This window comes from Simplicispira hankyongi (assembly GCF_003570885.1).
Classification (GTDB): Bacteria; Pseudomonadota; Gammaproteobacteria; order Burkholderiales; family Burkholderiaceae_C; genus Simplicispira; species Simplicispira hankyongi.
In genome coordinates this window covers 1,242,462-1,259,171 of the sequence record NZ_QXJC01000001.1, presented here as the reverse complement: position 1 = coordinate 1,259,171, position 16,710 = coordinate 1,242,462, and the positions used below count along the sequence as shown (strand labels likewise).

At 63.2% G+C, this 16,710-nt stretch carries 16 protein-coding genes; 4 read left to right on the top strand and 12 right to left on the bottom strand.

All coding sequences use genetic code 11. The features are described from left to right. On the top strand, positions 1-480 hold the full coding sequence (locus D3F03_RS05800) for a hypothetical protein (protein ID WP_119108333.1): 480 nt from the start codon (positions 1-3) through the stop codon (positions 478-480). Positions 481-620: 140 nt separating this feature from the next. Continuing rightward, positions 621-800 carry a DUF1010 domain-containing protein gene (locus tag D3F03_RS05795; protein ID WP_119108599.1) on the top strand — a complete coding sequence of 60 codons (180 nt, stop codon included), beginning with the start codon at positions 621-623 and terminating at the stop codon, positions 798-800. A 297-nt stretch (positions 801-1,097) separates the two neighbouring features. Here the strand turns inward: D3F03_RS05795 and D3F03_RS05790 are convergent, their stop codons facing one another. Further along, positions 1,098-2,195, bottom strand: a complete 1,098-nt coding sequence (locus D3F03_RS05790; RefSeq protein ID WP_119108332.1) for an IS110 family RNA-guided transposase — start codon at positions 2,193-2,195, stop codon at positions 1,098-1,100. A 155-nt stretch (positions 2,196-2,350) separates the two neighbouring features. Here D3F03_RS05790 and D3F03_RS05785 point away from each other — a divergent pair, with 155 nt between their 5' ends. Continuing rightward, complete coding sequence (locus tag D3F03_RS05785) at positions 2,351-2,761, top strand: hypothetical protein (protein ID WP_119108331.1); 411 nt, start codon at positions 2,351-2,353, stop codon at positions 2,759-2,761. 204 nt (positions 2,762-2,965) lie between these two features. On the opposite strand, the gene D3F03_RS05780 is transcribed toward D3F03_RS05785, so the two are convergent. From D3F03_RS05780 to D3F03_RS05770, 3 genes are all read right to left on the bottom strand, one after another. Next, positions 2,966-3,607 (bottom strand): mechanosensitive ion channel family protein, encoded by a 642-nt coding sequence (locus D3F03_RS05780; protein ID WP_119108330.1) that lies wholly within the window; start codon positions 3,605-3,607, stop codon positions 2,966-2,968. A 23-nt stretch (positions 3,608-3,630) separates the two neighbouring features. Continuing rightward, the gene (lysS, locus tag D3F03_RS05775; protein WP_119108329.1) at positions 3,631-5,172 is read right to left on the bottom strand and encodes a lysine--tRNA ligase; all 1,542 of its coding nucleotides are present in this window, start codon (positions 5,170-5,172) and stop codon (positions 3,631-3,633) included. A gap of 122 nt (positions 5,173-5,294) precedes the next feature. Continuing rightward, positions 5,295-5,933: an LON peptidase substrate-binding domain-containing protein gene (locus tag D3F03_RS05770; RefSeq protein ID WP_119108328.1), complete on the bottom strand. Its 639-nt coding sequence runs from the start codon at positions 5,931-5,933 to the stop codon at positions 5,295-5,297. A 45-nt stretch (positions 5,934-5,978) separates the two neighbouring features. Here D3F03_RS05770 and D3F03_RS05765 point away from each other — a divergent pair, with 45 nt between their 5' ends. Then, complete coding sequence (locus tag D3F03_RS05765) at positions 5,979-6,527, top strand: YggT family protein (RefSeq protein WP_119108327.1); 549 nt, start codon at positions 5,979-5,981, stop codon at positions 6,525-6,527. 113 nt (positions 6,528-6,640) lie between these two features. Here D3F03_RS05765 and accD read toward each other — a convergent pair whose 3' ends face one another. The 8 genes from accD to leuB all read right to left on the bottom strand — a co-directional run bounded on the left by accD (position 6,641) and on the right by leuB (position 16,686). Then, positions 6,641-7,513 carry an acetyl-CoA carboxylase, carboxyltransferase subunit beta gene (gene accD, locus D3F03_RS05760; protein WP_119108326.1) on the bottom strand — a complete coding sequence of 291 codons (873 nt, stop codon included), beginning with the start codon at positions 7,511-7,513 and terminating at the stop codon, positions 6,641-6,643. A gap of 173 nt (positions 7,514-7,686) precedes the next feature. Continuing rightward, on the bottom strand, positions 7,687-8,502 hold the full coding sequence (gene trpA, locus D3F03_RS05755; RefSeq protein ID WP_119108325.1) for a tryptophan synthase subunit alpha: 816 nt from the start codon (positions 8,500-8,502) through the stop codon (positions 7,687-7,689). Next, positions 8,499-9,770, bottom strand: a complete 1,272-nt coding sequence (trpB, locus tag D3F03_RS05750) for a tryptophan synthase subunit beta (RefSeq protein WP_119108324.1) — start codon at positions 9,768-9,770, stop codon at positions 8,499-8,501. Before trpB ends, trpA begins: the two co-directional genes overlap by 4 nt. Beyond that, the gene (locus tag D3F03_RS05745; protein ID WP_119108323.1) at positions 9,763-10,500 is read right to left on the bottom strand and encodes a phosphoribosylanthranilate isomerase; all 738 of its coding nucleotides are present in this window, start codon (positions 10,498-10,500) and stop codon (positions 9,763-9,765) included. Before D3F03_RS05745 ends, trpB begins: the two co-directional genes overlap by 8 nt. Beyond that, a complete protein-coding gene (gene truA / locus D3F03_RS05740) occupies positions 10,497-11,330 on the bottom strand; it encodes a tRNA pseudouridine(38-40) synthase TruA (RefSeq protein WP_119108322.1) in 834 nt (277 codons plus the stop codon). Before truA ends, D3F03_RS05745 begins: the two co-directional genes overlap by 4 nt. Positions 11,331-11,344: 14 nt before the next feature. Further along, the gene (locus tag D3F03_RS05735; RefSeq protein ID WP_119108598.1) at positions 11,345-13,981 is read right to left on the bottom strand and encodes a motility hub landmark protein FimV; all 2,637 of its coding nucleotides are present in this window, start codon (positions 13,979-13,981) and stop codon (positions 11,345-11,347) included. A gap of 241 nt (positions 13,982-14,222) precedes the next feature. Next, complete coding sequence (asd, locus tag D3F03_RS05730; RefSeq protein WP_119108321.1) at positions 14,223-15,353, bottom strand: aspartate-semialdehyde dehydrogenase; 1,131 nt, start codon at positions 15,351-15,353, stop codon at positions 14,223-14,225. Positions 15,354-15,615: 262 nt separating this feature from the next. After that, the gene (leuB, locus tag D3F03_RS05725) at positions 15,616-16,686 is read right to left on the bottom strand and encodes a 3-isopropylmalate dehydrogenase (protein ID WP_119108597.1); all 1,071 of its coding nucleotides are present in this window, start codon (positions 16,684-16,686) and stop codon (positions 15,616-15,618) included. Between the last annotated feature and the right edge of the window lie 24 nt (positions 16,687-16,710).

Sequence of the window (16,710 nt, the reverse complement as noted above, 5' to 3'; positions counted from 1 at the left end):
ATGAGCAATAGACAGCAACAATCGAGAGAGCTACTGCCGCATCTAATGCGAGCGCTTGCGTTTATGCAGATGATCGAGGAAGCGCTGCGGTTGTACGTGGGTACAGCCGAGCAACTGATTGCGGCTGCAGTTCCTTACGGTATTCCATTTCAAGTTGATTCAAAGAAAATCAATAAAGCTGCTTTGGGAACAATTACGACAATGTTCGAAAAGGTCAATCGAAACACCAAATTGATTGAGCACTTACGAAAGCTTCCGGAGCATCGCAACTATCTTGCCCATGCGGCTTTAATGCAATCAATTCGCGGCATCCATGACGAGTCTATTGATCTTGAATATGCGAAGACGCACGCAATCGCCACAGGGGATCATGCAGAGCAACTTCTTTCCCTTATCGCTCAAGAACTGAAGTCTCTATTGGTCAACTTCCCAAACTCTCGGATCGGTAGCCTGGTGACGTTAGAGACAGGCGACGCCTAAATATAGTTGGCCTGCGAAAAACCCGCTTTATTCAGTCTCATTTTTTGTTCACCGGCATTTATCTTCTCAAGCGTTATCCGCTGGGTGTTTTGCCGTGTGCCTAGCTTCGCCTTTGGATCCTGTGCTAGTTTCAAGCCTTTTTGGTCTCTAGTCCTTGCGCAGCTTGCGCCACCAGCTATCATTTTGAAAGCGTTGCGCCGCCTCGGTTGCGCAGTGCTTTTTCGCAGTTTGTGCCCATCGTCAATTCAGCGGTTTCTGTTTTTGCGTCTGGGTCTAACCACTCTACAGGGACTCCCCACCTAGTCAACAGGTTTTGTTGATTTTCTTGATTACGGGCTGCCTCTCTTCTCTCCCATAAGCCGCGTGCGTTCTGCGTGATGCAACGCCACATGGAACAGACTGCACATCTACAGGCGGCCTTGTTGCACTCGGGTTTCAGTGCGGGCCCAGATACGAACCGCTTGGCAGGACTCCATTCATTCACCGTCGTCGCCACTCTGGGCGCAACACAGGGTTAGTCGAGTTCACCTGCCACCGGTCTGACCTGTTTGATGCATCTTCGAACGCACGTCTTACAGAGAAAATCAATCGTTTAAAAGTTTTTGATTTCGGAGTGTTCAGTCAGTGGCGACAACTGCGCCAACCATCTCGCCGGGCTTGATGGAGATATGGTTGGGGTCAAACCCCCGGCCTTTGGCCAGCACCGCCCAGACGATCCTGGCGTTCTTGTTGACCAGCGCCACCACGGCCTTTTGCCACCCGACCCGCTCTTTGAGTTGCACCAGCCACTCTGAGATGCGGTCACTGCGTTTGTGCGCGCTCATCACGGCCGACTTGGCGCCCTGGATCAGCAATGTTCGCAAATAGTCGTCGCCGCGTTTGGTAATGCGCCCCAGGCTGGCCCTGCCGCCGCTGGAGTTCTGGCTGGGCACCAAACCCAGCCAGGCGCCGAACTGAGAGCCCGTCTTGAACTGCGTGAAGTCGCCCACGCTTGCCACCAGGGCCGAGGCAGTGACGGGGCCAATGCCGCACAGCTGGGCGGTTGCTTTGGCTTGGGCGTCGGTGCGTACATGGGCGGTGATGCGTTCGTCGCACCAGGCAATGTGGCATTCGGTCTCGATCCATTGCAGGTGGGCGCGTTGCAGCGCCATGCGGGCCAGCGCAGGCAACTCGTTACTGGCGTCTTCCAGTGTGTCCTGCAGTGCCAGGCGCAGCACTTCTGGGCTTTGTGCAAAGACCAGGCCGTATTCGGTGAGCAGGCCCCGGATGCGGTTGATGCAGGCGGTGCGCTCTTCCTTGTAGCCTTCGCGCAGGCGGTGTACGGACAGCAGCGCTTGTTGCTGTGCAGTCTTGATGGGCACAAAGCGCATGTTGGGGCGCGAGGCTGCTTCGCAGACTGCGGCTGCGTCGTTGGCGTCGTTCTTGCCGCTCTTGCCTTGCATGCGGTACGGCCCCACGAAGTGACCCGCAATGAGCCGCGCATCAAAGCCCATCTCCTGCAGTCGCCTGGCCCAGTGGTGGGCGCCGCCGCAGGCTTCCATGGCAATGAGGCAGCCGGGCGGCAGTTGCAGGGTGCACCAGGCCAGGAACTTCTCGCGCGGCAGCGGTTTGGCTGTGACGATGCGGCCTGCCTGATCGACGGCGTGGATCTGGATGACATGCTTGGCCAGGTCAACACCCACCCGAACGATCTCACCTCGTGTAATCTCAGTCATGGACTTCCCCTTTCCAGTTGGCAGATTGATGGTCAGATCTCAATCTTGGTGCTTCGACACCGTTTGTGGGAGGTGGGAAGTCCCTTCGTATTCATTCCACCGGACTTGCGCGAAAAAGCCGCGCAGGCCGGTGAATTCAGACATTGGGCCTCAGCATGACATCGTTCATCTTCACGATATGCGCGTGCGGCGCGTACTCTATTTTGTTTTCTTACCTTCTCGGCGTAAGAATCTTAAGGACGAAGTATGAAGCTGGTCAGCCCGCCTTCTTTCTTATTTCCTTGGTGATCGCGAGCATAGTCGCCGCGACTACAACTGCAGAGGGCCTGATCCTGATGCAGATAGATCGCGATGCTGCCGGCCGTATTCTCTATGCAGCGACTATGGCAGGGGTATTCGTTTTTGCGCTAGGCACCGCGGGAGTAATAACAGCCAAACCTCAAAAGCCACTTTCAGCCGCCATTGCCCACAAACGCCTACTGCTTTTTGGTCTGACAGCCGGAAATTTTTGCGTATTAGCGATAAATTTTGCCTCCTTCACTACAAAAATTCCGTCCATGCTATGAGGAAAAACTCGTCTGACGCCCAATGGCCCAACCAATCCTTCAAGCGGACCTGCCTTCGGCAGGCCGCTTAAGTCAAACGTTGGGCTTGGCTTAACTCCGCGCTCCAGCAGAACGCGCGTGCGGCGCGTCCCTCAGCTTGGTCGGCACCTATTCGCTTTTTTCTGGGGAATGCCACGCCTGGCACGTCTTTCCGCAGACCGCCGATCAGTGCCCCGCGCTGGCAAGCCCCGGCGGCTCCGCCTCTGACTCCGCCCCCGCCGCCGCCACCACCGGCGGCACGCCCTGCCAGCGCCGCACCACGCGCTGGAACACCAGGGCATTGGGAATCTGCAGCCAGCACGGCTGGCCCCGCGCGGCGTCGTGGTCGAGCAGCGTGGTGTAGAGCAGGTTGATGTCCACCACCTGGCCCTTGGCGCCGGGTTTTTCGGCGGTGTCGAGCACCTCGATGTGGTCGCCGACGCGAAACGGCCGCACGGTGAGGATGAGCAGCGCGCAGAACAGGTTGGAGAGCACGCTCCACGCCGCGAAGAAGGCCACCGCGCCGACGGTGGCAAAGCCGGTGAAGGCGGTCCACAGCACGGTGGCCGAGACGCCCAGGCGCTCAAGCACCAGCAGCAGTGCGCTGCCCATGATGAGCCAGCGGATCAGCCCGGTCAGCGGTGCCAGCAGCTTGCTGGGCAGTTGGTAGCGGGCGCTGGCGCGGCGCACCAGCCGGCGCAGCAGGTACTGCAGCACCCAGGCGGCCAGCAGGATCAGCAGGATCTGCAGGCTGGGGACGATGAAGTCCAGCCAGTCCTGCACCCAGTCGGGCAGGCGGGATTTGAACTGCTGCAGGTGCGGCACCATGCCGGTCGTCGGTAGCGGCCCGCTCACTCGCGCCGCAGGGCCGGGAACAGGATCACGTCGCGAATGCTGGGGCTGTCGGTCAGCAGCATCATCAGCCGGTCGATGCCGATGCCGCAGCCGCCGGCGGGCGGCATGCCGTATTCGAGCGCGCGCACGAAGTCGTGGTCGAAATACATGGCTTCATCGTCGCCGTTGTCCTTGGCCGCCACCTGGGCGTGAAAGCGCGCGGCCTGGTCCTCGGCGTCGTTGAGTTCAGAAAAGCCGTTCCCGAATTCGCGCCCGGTGATGTAGAGCTCGAAGCGCTCGGTGACTTCGGGCCGTTGGTCGTTGGCGCGCGCCAGCGGGCTGATTTCGGTCGGGTGCTCCATGATGAACGTGGGCTGCCAGAGCTGGTCTTCCACGGTTTCCTCGAAGTACAGCACCTGCAGGCTGGCCAGGCTGCGCGTGGAGAGCCGGTTCTTTTCTTCGTTCATGCCCAATTTCTTCAGCGCGCTGATCAGCCAGGCAGCGTCGTCCACATGCGCGCCGGCCTCGGTGTACTGGAAGATGGCTTCGCGGATAGTCAGGCGCGCGAACGGCTGGCTCAGGTCCACGGCCCGGCCCTGGTACGAGAGCTGCAGCGTGCCCACGGCCTTCTGTGCGGCATCGCGCACCAGTGCCTCGGTGAAGCCCATCAGGTCCTGGTAGTTCCAGTACGCCGCGTAGAACTCCATCATGGTGAACTCGGGGTTGTGGCGCACCGAGATGCCTTCGTTGCGGAAGTTGCGGTTGATCTCGAACACCCGCTCGAAACCACCCACCAGCAGGCGCTTCAAAAACAGCTCGGGGGCGATGCGCAGGTACATCTCCTGCTCAAGCGCGTTGTGGTGCGTGACGAACGGCCGGGCGTTGGCGCCGCCCGGAATCGGGTGCAGCATGGGCGTTTCGACTTCCAGGAAATCGTGCTGCACCATGAAGTCGCGAATACCGCTGACGGCTTTGCTGCGCGCGACAAAGCGCTGGCGCGCGGCCTCGTCGGTCATCAGGTCGACATAGCGCTGGCGGTATTTCACTTCCTGGTCGGCAATGCCGTGGAACTTGTCGGGCATGGGCCGCAGGCTCTTGGTCAGCAGGCGCAGCTGGGTCACCTGAATCGACAGCTCGCCGGTACGCGTTTTGAACAGAGTGCCTTCGGCACCGATGATGTCGCCCAGATCCCAGTGCTTGAAGGCGGCGTACAGGTCTTCGCCCAGCGCGTCGCGCGTGACATACAACTGGATGCGCCCGCCGTGGCTGCCCAGCGACCCGTCCTGAATGGTGGCAAAACTCGCTTTGCCCATGACGCGCTTGAGCATCATGCGGCCGGCCACGCTGACCGTTACGGGTGCTGCCGTGAGCTGTTCGGCGCTGCTGTCGCCATGCAGCGCGTGCAGATCGGCCGCGTGGTGCAAGGGCTTGAAATCGTTGGGGAAGGCCACGCCCGTACCTTGGGTCTGGGCTTCACGCAGGGCGCGCAGTTTCTCGCGCCGCTCGGCGATCAGCTGGTTCTCGTCAGGAGCGGTAGGGGCAGAGTTTTGGTCAGACATGGACAAAGCACAGAAGGTGGAGCAGGCAGGCTGCGAGGGGCGGGGCGCATGCGCCGAACCGCGTATTTTAGATTTGCTGGAGCGCGCCGGGGGCGAAGGCTGTGCGCACGACCCGAATACGCTCAAGCGTCGGGAGCGATTCCTGTGCGATCCAGCATATCGCTCACCAGCTCCAGGCGCAGCAAGGGGTTGTCCAGCTCCATCATTTGCTGCTTGAGCGACAAAGGCATCGGCAGCAGTTCGCACCAGCGGTTGGCTACCCAACCGCTGTCGTGCAACCGCTTGGGCGTCGGCACGCTGACAGCACCAGGGCCGTGGCGCTCGCGCAGGGCGGCGAGCACCGGAGCCAGGGCGGTCGCGGTGGCGGCCAGGTGCTCCGGCACGGGAATAGGCAGGTCGTCGGGAATCTGTTCCACGTCGGCCACCCACAGGCCGTGCGGCAGCAGGGTGTAGCGCTGAATGCGAAAGCGTGCACTGCCGAGACACCGTGCCAGCAGCAGACCCGGCTGGGGAGACTCCAGGCTTTCGATGTGCGCCAGGGTGCCTACATGGCACAGTTGCTCGGAGCTGGCGCCTGCGCGGCGCACCTCGGTGCCGCTTTGCAGGCACACTACGCCGAACGGCGCCCCGGCCTCGTGGCACTTGCGCACCATGGTGAGGTAGCGCACCTCGAAGATACGCAGCGCCAGCGTGCCGCCAGGGTAGAGCACGGCTTCCAGCGGAAACAGGGGCAGTGAGGTGAGCGAGAGCGGTGCGTTCATCGGGGTGGCTATCATCGTACGTCAGAGATTTACCGACCGGACCACATGCTCTACCAGATTGTCTCGTTTTTGCTTGATGTGGCCGGTGGCCTGTTGACCGGCGCCTGTTTGCTGCGCCTGTACATGCAGTGGCAGCGTGTGCCCTTTGGCAACCCGGTAGGGCGATTGGTGTTTGCACTGACCGACTGGCTGGTGCTGCCGCTGCGCCGCGCTGTTCCTGCCGTGCGCGGTATCGACTGGGCCAGCCTGCTGGCGGCTTTGCTGGTGCAATTGGTGCAGTACCTGGTTCTGTGGATCATCCTTGGTGCCGGGGCCGGCTGGGCCTGGCTGCCGTGGCTGGCGCTGTTTGGGCTGCTGCGCGTGGCGGTGAGCGCGGTGATGGGGCTGGTCATCGTCCACGCCGTGATGTCCTGGGTGCAGGCGCGCTCGCCAATCGCCAACGTGATCGACCGCCTGGCCGAGCCCATCCTGCGCCCGGTGCGCCGTTTGCTGCCGCCGCTGGGCGGAGTGGATCTCTCGCCGCTGGTGCTGATCGTGCTGCTGCAGGTGCTGCTCATGGTGCTGGGCAACCTGCAGATATCCTTGTGGCGCTAAAAATATTGGTTGAAATGGCCCGCAGCGCTTATGTGTAAAGCGCTTATAGCTATTAATAGAGTAGCAAAAAGACCGCCAAGGATGGCGGTCTTTTTAGGGGTGGCGTTGCTGCCTCAGGCTACCGCGTCCGCCGGCAGGCGCTGCAGAACGGCCAGGCTTTGGGCGATGGTGTTGCGCAACTCGCGCCGGTCGCTGATGAGGTCCACCGCACCTTTTTGCATCAGGAACTCGGCGCGCTGGAAGCCTTCGGGGAGGGTGACGCGCACGGTGGATTCGATCACGCGGGGGCCGGCAAAGCCGATCAGCGCCTTGGGCTCGGCGATCACGATGTCGCCCAGAAAGGCAAAGCCCGCGCTCACGCCGCCCATGGTGGGGTCGGTCAGCACGCTGATATAGGGCAGTTTTTTCTTCGCTAGCCGGGTCAGCGCTGCGTTGGTCTTGGCCATCTGCATGAGCGAGAGCAGGCCCTCCTGCATGCGTGCGCCGCCCGTGGCGGTGAAGCAGATGAAGGGCACTTTCTGCTCGATGGCGGTTTCCACCCCGCGCACGAAGCGTTCGCCGACCACGCTGCCCATGGAGCCGCCCATGAAATCGAACTCGAAGCAGGCGACGACGACGTTGATGCTTTTGACCGCGCCGCCCATGACGATGAGTGCGTCGGTCTCGCCGGTGTTCTCCAGCGCTTCTTTCAGGCGCTCGGGGTATTTGCGGCTGTCCTTGAACTTGAGCGCATCGACGGGAATGACCTCTTGGCCGATCTCGTAGCGGCCTTCCGGGTCAAGAAAGGCGTCGAGCCGGACGCGGGCGCCAATGCGGTGGTGGTGGCCGCACTGTGGGCAGACATTCTGGTTCTGCTCCAGGTCGGCCTTGTAGAGCACGGTTTCGCAGCTCGGGCACTTGATCCACAGGCCTTCGGGCATTTGCCGGCGCACATTGGGGTCGGTTTGCTGGATCTTGGCGGGGAGGAGTTTTTCTAGCCAGGACATGGGGTTCCTTTCAATCAATTTGCCGTTTGCGCGCTGCCGTGCCACCCGCGCTGCCCAAGCCAGGGCCGCCGCGCAAGGGCCGCCCCGCCGCGCTGGCGGCGTCCCCCTTCCGCAGCGCGCCGCGCTGCAAGAGAAGGGGGAAGCGGCGCAGCCGCTCAGGGGGTTGGTTCTTATTATGCGTCGAGCGCCTTGCGGATTCCGCGCAGAAAATCGACCGCCACGGGCACCACCTTTTCATGGGGCTGGCCGTCGAGCAGCTGGATGATGCGGCTGCCAATCACCACGGCATCGGCCACTTTGCCGATCGCCTGGGCGGTGGCGGCATCGCGGATGCCGAAGCCGACGCCCACCGGAATGCTGACGTGCTTGCGGATGCGCGGCAGCATGGCTTCGACGGCCGCGGTGTCGAGCGTGCCCGAGCCGGTGACGCCCTTGAGCGACACGTAGTACACGTAGCCGCTGGCCACCCGCGCTACCTGGGCCATGCGCTCGGAGGTAGAGGTAGGGGCCAGCAGGAAGATCAAGTCCATGCCCTGCGCGCGCAGCGCAGCGGCAAAGGCTTCGCATTCCTCGGGCGGGTAATCGACGATGAGCACGCCATCGACGCCAGCCGCCGCCGCGTCGCGCACAAAGGCGCCAGCGCCATGGATCTGGTTGTAGCGCTCCACAGGGTTGGCGTAGCCCATCAGCACCACTGGCGTGCTCTGGTTCTCTTCGCGGAACTCGCGCACGTAGCCGAGCACTTGCTTGAGGCCGACGCCCAGCGCCAGGGCCTTCTCGCCCGCCTTCTGGATCACCGGGCCATCGGCCATGGGGTCGGAGAACGGCACGCCCAGCTCAATCACGTCGGCGCCGGCGCTGACCATGCCGTGCATCAGCGCGGGGGTGATGTCGGCAAAGGGGAAGCCGGCCGTGACATAGGGAATGAGCGCCTTGCGGCCGCGTGCGGCAAGCTGCTCAAACGTGGTGGCAATGCGTCCTGGGTTCATGGTTTTCCTCCCGCGCCCTTGACCGTCAGGCCGCGCATGGACGGCCGGTCGTAGAAGTCTTCGCCCGACAGGTCGGCCACGGTGCCGATGTCCTTGTCGCCCCGGCCCGAGAGATTGACCAGGATGGACTGGTCCGGCCGCATCTCCTTGGCCAGCTTCATGGCGTAGGCAAAGGCGTGGCTTGATTCCAGCGCCGGGATGATGCCTTCGGTGCGGCACAGGTGGTGGAAGGCTGCCAGCGCCTCGGTATCGGTGATACCCACGTATTCGGCGCGGCCAATTTCCTGCAGCCAGGCGTGCTCGGGGCCCACGCCGGGGTAGTCGAGCCCTGCGCTGATGCTGTGTGTCTCGGTGATCTGGCCGTTTTCGTCCTGCAGGATGAAGGTGCGGTTGCCGTGCAGCACACCGCTGGAGCCGCGCTGCAGGCTGGCCGAATGCTTGCCACTGTCCAGGCCTTCGCCGGCTGCTTCGACGCCAATCAGGCGCGTTTTTTCAAACGGGATATAGGGGTAGAAGATGCCCATGGCATTGCTGCCACCGCCCACGCAGGCAAGCACCACGTCGGGCTGCTCGGCGGCGATTTTTTGCTCGGCCAGCATGGCTGGCATCTGCGTCAGGCACTCGGTGCCGATGACGCTCTGGAAGTCGCGCACCATCATGGGGTAGGGGTGCGGGCCGGCCACGGTGCCAATGATGTAGAAGGTGTTGTCCACATTCGCCACCCAGTCGCGCATGGCTTCATTCAAGGCGTCTTTCAGAGTCCTGCTGCCCGAATCCACCGGCACCACGGTGGCGCCCAACAGCTTCATGCGGTAGACGTTGGGGCTTTGGCGCTTGACGTCTTCGCTGCCCATGTAGACCACGCATTCGAGCCCGTAGCGGGCGCAGATGGTGGCCGTGGCCACGCCGTGCTGGCCGGCGCCGGTCTCGGCAATGATGCGCGGCTTGCCCATGCGCTTGGCGAGCATGGCCTGGCCGATGACGTTGTTGATCTTGTGCGCGCCGGTGTGGTTGAGGTCTTCGCGCTTGAGGTAGATCTGCGCGCCGCCCAGCTCCTGGCTGGTGCGCGCCGCGTGGTACACGGGCGAGGGCCGGCCGACGAAGTGGTTGAGTTCGTAGGCGAATTCGGCCAGAAAGTCCGGGTCATGCTGGTAGCGCGCATAGGCTTCCCTGAGCTCTTTCAGGGCAAAGGTGAGCGTCTCGCTGGCGAAGCTGCCGCCGTAGCTGCCGAAATGGCCCGACGCGTCGGGCTGCTGGTAATCAAACATGGGTGTTCCTGGCAAGGTGCTCGTCGGCCGCACGCACGGCGGCGACGAAACGTTGGATCTTGTCGGCGTCCTTGATGCCCTTGTGGGTTCCTCCCCCAGGGGCATCGCATTCGACGCCGGAGCTGACGTCAACCGCGAGCGTGGTGCAGCGCGGCCGGAGCGCCAAGATCCCATCGCCCACGTTTGCAGGCGAGAGTCCACCACTTAAGACGAGGTGAGCGTTTACGCTTGGAGGAAGAAGTGACCAATTGAATGCCTTGCCGCCACCGCCGTACGCTTCGACATGGGCGTCGAGCAAGATGGCTTGGGCGCGGGAGAATTGCTGGGCATATTCTACGAGGGGGAAGCGTGCCCCGCCTTCGCCCAGGGGAATGCGTGCGGCGCGCAGGAAGGGCCGGGCGCCCTGGCCGCTGGCAGCCCAGCAGTCTTCCGGTGTTTCGTCTCCATGAAATTGCAGTGTAGCGCCTGCTACATAAGCGCTTGCAGCTATCACATTGGTAGTACTTTCATTGACGAACAACAGCACAGGTGTGACAAACGGCGGCAGGCGCGCCGCCAGCTCTGCAGCACGCGCTGGCGTCACGGCACGCGGGCTCGGTGCATACATCACAAAACCGATGGCGTCGGCTCCGGCGGCGACGGCCACGTCCACGTCCTCTTCGCGCGTCAGTCCGCAGATCTTGATGCGCGTGCGGGCCGGGGTGGGTGTGGGGGCAAGCGGTGCTTTCATGGCAGCCAATCATACGCAGCGGTTCGTGCGGGCAGGCCCCACGATGGCGCGTACACCGGCCCCAGAAAATACAGCCCGTCAGGCGAAAAGGTCGGCGCCGCCACCTTGCGCGAGCGCGCCTGCAGCACCTGTGCCATCCATTCCGGGGGCTGGCTGCCCTGGCCAACAGCAATCAGGCAGCCCATGATGTTGCGGATCATGTGGTGCAAAAAAGCGTTGGCTTCGAATTCGAAGTGCCAGTAGCAGCTTGCGCTGTCGCTCCCGGCACTTCCCACTGGCATGCTGCTGCGGGTGATGCGGATGGGCGCCAGGGTCTTGACGGGAGAGAGCGCCTGGCAGGCAGCAGCGCGAAAAGAGCTGAAATCGTGCTCGCCTTCCAGCAGGCGCGCTGCAGCAACCATGGCCGCACCATCCAGCGGGCGGAATACCCAGCCGACCCGGCCGGCCTCGACACTGGGGCGTACCGGCGACTGCAGCAGCACGTAGGCATAGCGACGTGCCGTGGCACTGGCGCGGGCGTGAAAGCCGTCAGGCACGGCGCGCGCCCATTGCACGGCGATGTTGGAGGGGAGGAAAGTGTTCGTGCCGCGCACCCAGGCAGCGACTGGGCGCTGCACCGGCGCATCGAAATGCACCACCTGCATCAGGCCGTGCACGCCGGCGTCGGTGCGGCCTGCACACAGGGTGGTGATCCGGGCATTGCCCTCGCCGGCAAAGCGCGCCAGCGCGGCCTCCAGGTGGTCCTGGATGGTGTTGCCCGAGGACTGGCTTTGCCAGCCGCTGTAATGCTGGCCAGCGTAGCTCAGGCCTAAGGCGATCCGGGAGCCCAATACCGCGAGCCCGCTCAGCTCAACTCACTCAACATGCGTTGCGCGCGGGCCTTGAGTTCACCGCTGGACTCGGCGATGACTTCCTCAATCAGGGTGCGTGCACCGTCGTTGTCGCCGATGGCATCGAACTCATGGGCAAGCGCCAGCTTGGTGGCCAAGGGGTCTTCTTGGGCTACCGAGGCTTCGTGCGTTGCTTCCACTGCCTCTGCCTTTGCTTCAGCCTTGGTGTTCAGGTCCAGCGACAAGTGATCCAGGTCGAAATCCATCAAACCGGAATCCGAAGGAATGAACGGTGCCTCGGCTGGCGCCAGTGCTTGCGGCTGGGTGTCCATGGCAGGTAGATCGAGTGGGAAATCATGCAGATCTTGCTCTTGCTCTGGTGCAGCGGCCTCGGGCACTGGCTCCACTTTCTCGGGCGCCTCCCAGGCCAGGGTGCCAGAACCAGTGGGTGGGGACCAGGCCGGCTCTTCCTGTGCAGGTGCAGCAGCCGTATCCAGCGAAGTGCGTGCGGTCGCACTTGCCACAGCTGCTGCCGCTGCTGCAGCGGCGAAGCTGCCGGCCACTGCTGGCGCCGGTGCGGGTGCCTCTGTCAGTGCATCGTCGGGCAGATCAAGGTCCAGGTCCAGATCCAGATCAGCGGGCAGCGATGGGGGGCCTTCGGAGGGGCCAAAGGTGCTGACAAAGTGGCTCGGAGGGGTCAACTCAGGGGCAGGGGTTTGCTGTCCACCTGGGTGGTAGAAGCCGTTTTCTGGATCCAGGTCGCGGCCAAGTTCCGTAACGCGGTTCCAGTCGGCACCTTCTCCGTTGGTAATGCCAAAAATATCCTTGGCCACGGCTTCCAGCGATTTGCGGTCTTGTCGCTTGGCGTAGATTTCGGCCAGCTTGGCGTGGACGGACACCCGCTCCGGGTTGTGCCGGATCGCCTCCTTGAGGATTTCTTCGGCTTGCAGGTCACGGCCGTAGGCGAGGTAGACATCGGCTTCTGCCACTGGATCCACGTCGCCGCCCGCGTCCAGCTGGCTGGGCGAATACGCCATGGAGGAGCCGGTGGAATCGGTGCCTGCTGTATCGACGCGCTGGCCGCCACTGGCGCCGAAGAAGGAGTCGGGCTGCAAGCGACTTTCGAGGAACGAGCTGTCGACGCCTGATTGGTTGCGACGGCGCTGGGCGATGCGGTAGCCACCGTAGCCAAGCAACAGCAGCAGTGTCAGCGCGCCTGCGGGAATCAGCGGCTGCTCCAGCAAACCCGCGATGAAACCAGGTTCTTCTGCAGGCGCTGGAGCAGGAGGCACAGCGGCGGCCTTCGACGCTGCCGGCGCAGGGGCGGCAGGTGCCGAAGCAGGCACCATTTCGCTGGCGGCGATCGTGCTGGCCGCAGCAGGTGGGGAGGCTTCAGCGCTAGCGGTGGCGGCAGGCGCTGTCGCCTGCGGAGCGGGGGCCGATGCTGCGATGGCCGGACCAGATGCGCTTGCCGGGGTGGCGGCTGGTACGGCTGGGGGAACCGCAGCGGTGCTTGTCACGGCTGGGCCTGCTCCCGTTGCTGTGGACGCGGCAGGTGCGCTGGGCACTGCGCCAGCGGCAGAACCGGAAGCACTCGCCAGCTTGTTGAGATCGCTGATGTTCTTGGACAGCTCTTCCACCCGTGCGGACGTTTCACTGGCCTGCTTGCGCGTCGCCAGTGCTTCCGGCGTGGCCTTGGTGCCTTTGACGGCGCCCTTGGAGAGGGTGAGTTTGTCGGGTGAGGTGCTTGTCGTCTTTTGCTCCTGCACCTGCGTTTGCACGCGCCCGCTTTCGCTGCGCCCGGCACTGGTGGTTTCGGCAGTGGGTGCTGCCGCGGCCAGCTTGTGGCGGAAAGCGTTGAAATCACGGCTTTGCGCTGCGATGGTCTGGCGCGCCTCGGCTGCTGGAGTGGCTGCTGCCTGGCTCGCGCTTGGCAGATCGAGCACCGCGCCGGCCTTGAGTCGGTTGACGTTGCCGCCAATGAACGCCTCGGGATTGGCGCGCAGCATGGCCACCAGCATCTGGTCAAGCGACACATCGTGCGGACGGTGGGCATTGGCAATACGGCCGGCGGTGTCGCCTGCCTTCACGGTGACATTGCCTGACGATTCGGCTGTGGCAGGCGCAGCCGAACGCGGCGGCGCTGCCGGGCGCGTGGGCACTGCCGAGGCTTGCGCGGAGGGTGCGGCTGGAGCCGGTGCACGCACCTGGGGAGCCGCCGTCACGCTGGGTGCGGGCCGACGCATGGCCGGTGGATCAAACAGCATGGTGTAGCTGCGCGTGATGCGGCCGGTCGCCCAAGTGGCATCAATGATCAGGTCCACGAAAGGGTCGTTGACAGGTGTGTTGCTGCTCAGGCGCAGCACACTGCTGCCATCCGGCCTGCGCTGCAGCGCCATATGTACCTGTCCCGCAGCACTTGAATATTCCATGCCCTGGGCACGGAAGGTTTCGGGTGCTGCCGTAGTGACTTTCAGCGAATCGGCTTCTGCCGGCGTGATGCTCGGCAAGGCGATTTCTGCACGCAGGGGCTCGCCCAGTGCCGATTGCACCGTGACGGGCCCCAAGGCAAGTGCGAGTGCGTCGGGCGCATACAAAGCCACGGACGCGAGCGCGGCAGCCGCCAGCGCAGAGTATTTCCAACGGTGCATGGTTGCCATTAGCGGATAGGAGTGGGGGACGTTGCCGAACGGGATATCGTTTTTCATGGTCTGAATGCCCAATCCGCTCCGGCATAGAAAATAGGTAAAAGCACCATAGCAGCAATGTTTTGCAGTGACAAGCTAAGGCAATGGGGAAGCTTCTGGCAGGCAAGCCGAAGGGTTCCCAGCACGCGGGGCTGTTGTCTCGCCACAACGAGCGCCGCGTGCCCTGACCGTGCTTTGTACCCGTTCAGGCATCCAGCAGGATGCGCACCATACGCCGCAGCGGCTCGGCCGCACCCCACAAAAGCTGGTCGCCGACGGTGAATGCTCCAACGTATTCCGGCCCCATGGCCAGCTTGCGGATGCGGCCCACGGGAATCTGCATCGTGCCGGTGACGGCCACAGGCGTGAGAGACTTGATGGTGGCTTCGCGGGTGTTGGGCACCACCTGCACCCATTCGTTGTCGGCCGCGATCATGGCTTCAATATCGGCCACGGGGACGTCCTTCTTCAGCTTGAAGGTCAGTGCCTGGCTGTGGCAGCGCATGGCGCCGACGCGCACGCAGAAGCCATCGACGGGAATCGCAGCGGAGTCGAAGCCCTCGCCCATGCCCAGAATCTTGTTCGTCTCGGCCATGCCCTTCCATTCTTCCTTGGACATGCCGTCGCCGAGGTCTTTGTCGATCCAGGGAATCAGCGAACCCCCCAGGGGTACGCCGAAGTTGGCCGTTTCGGCGCTGGTGAGCGCGCGTTGCTTGGCGATGACCTTGCGGTCGATCTCCAGAATGGCGCTCTTGGGGTCGTCCAGCAGTGCCTTGACCTCGGCGTTCAGTGTGCCGTACTGCGTCAGCAGCTCGCGCATGTGCTGGGCGCCGCCGCCCGAGGCCGCCTGGTAGGTCTGCGTGCTCATCCACTCCACGAGCCCTGCCTTGTAGAGCGCGCCCACTCCCATCAGCATGCAACTGACCGTGCAGTTGCCGCCGATCCAGTCTTTGCCTCCCCGCGCCAAGGCGTTCTTGATCACGGGCATGTTCACCGGGTCCAGCACGATGACGGCGTTCTTCTCCATGCGCAGGGCGGATGCGGCGTCAATCCAGTGGCCAGCCCAGCCTGCAGCGCGCAGCTTGGGGTAGACCTCGTTCGTGTAGTCGCCCCCTTGGGCCGTGATGATGATGTCGCAGCGCTTGAGGGCGTCGATGTTGAAAGCGTCTTGCAGCGTGGCTTCGTTCTTGGCCTGTGCGGGGGCCTTGCCGCCGGCATTCGACGTGGAGAAAAACAGCGGCTCGATCAGGTCGAAGTCTTTTTCTTCGGCCATGCGGTCCATCAATACCGAGCCGACCATGCCGCGCCAGCCGACGAGTCCTACCAACTTGCTCATTTCAACGCCCCTATCAAGTTAAAAAAACAGTGCAGACCAGACTGTTTTGCCCCGGCTCGTCTGGCCAGGGAGGGCGCACGACGAACCGGAGCTGGATCAGCCCTTAATGGTCGTGGTTTTGGTGGTGCTTGCGCGCGTTGCTACATCGGCCAGGGTGGCGGATGTGGGGTTCAATGCGAACGGGCAAGCGGCGAGCATGGGGCTGAATTGTACTGGATGGTGAATTTCACCCGGCAGACGACCCGCCGGGTTTTGGAGCCGGTTAGCCCAGTGCCGTCACCACCGCATCCCCCATCTGCGCTGTGCCCACCTTGGTGGTGCCTGCGCTGTAGATATCCGGCGTGCGCAGGCCTTGGGCCAGCACGCTTTGCACGGCGGCCTCAATGCGCTGGGCGGCGGCTTCCTGGTTCAGACTGAAGCGCAGCATCATGGCGGCGCTGAGGATGGTGGCCAGCGGGTTGGCCACACCTTTGCCGGCGATATCCGGTGCGCTGCCGTGGCTCGGTTCGTACAGGCCCTGGTTTTTGGCATTCAGCGATGCCGAGGGGAGCATGCCAATCGAGCCGGTGAGCATGGAGGCTTCGTCCGAGAGGATGTCGCCAAACATATTGCCGGTGACGATCACGTCAAACGCCTTGGGCGCCTTGACGAGTTGCATGGCCGCGTTGTCCACGTACATGTGCTGCAGTTCCACGTCGGGGTATTGCTGGCCGACTTCGGTCATCACGTCTTTCCAGAACTGGAAAGTCTCCAAGACGTTGGCTTTGTCCACGCTGGTCACGCGTTTGCTGCGCTTGCGCGCCGCCTGGAAGGCGACGTGGGCGATGCGTTCGATCTCGGGGCGGCTGTAGCGCATGGTGTCGAAGGCTTCTTCGGCACCGGGGAAGTGGCCGTCCACGGCGGTGCGGCGGCCGCGCGGCTGGCCGAAGTAGATATCGCCGGTCAGCTCGCGGATGATGAGGATGTCGAGGCCTGCAATCAGCTCGGGCTTGAGGCTCGACGCGCCCACCAATTGCTCATAGCAGATGGCGGGGCGGAAATTGGCAAACAGGCCCAGGTGCTTGCGCAGGCCCAAAATGGCTTGCTCGGGGCGCAGGGGGCGGTCGAGTTTGTCGTATTTCCAGTCGCCCACGGCGCCAAACAGGATGGCGTCGGACTCCTTGGCGAGCTTCAGGGTGGACTCGGGCAGAGGGTGGCCGTGCGCCTCGTAGGCAGCGCCGCCCACCAGGGCCGATTCCATCTCGAAGGGGAGGCCCAGCGCATCCAGGACCTTGATGGCCTCGGCGACGATTTCTGTGCCAATGCCGTCACCCGGCAACACCGCGATTTTCATCATGAGAATACTCTTATTTTGATA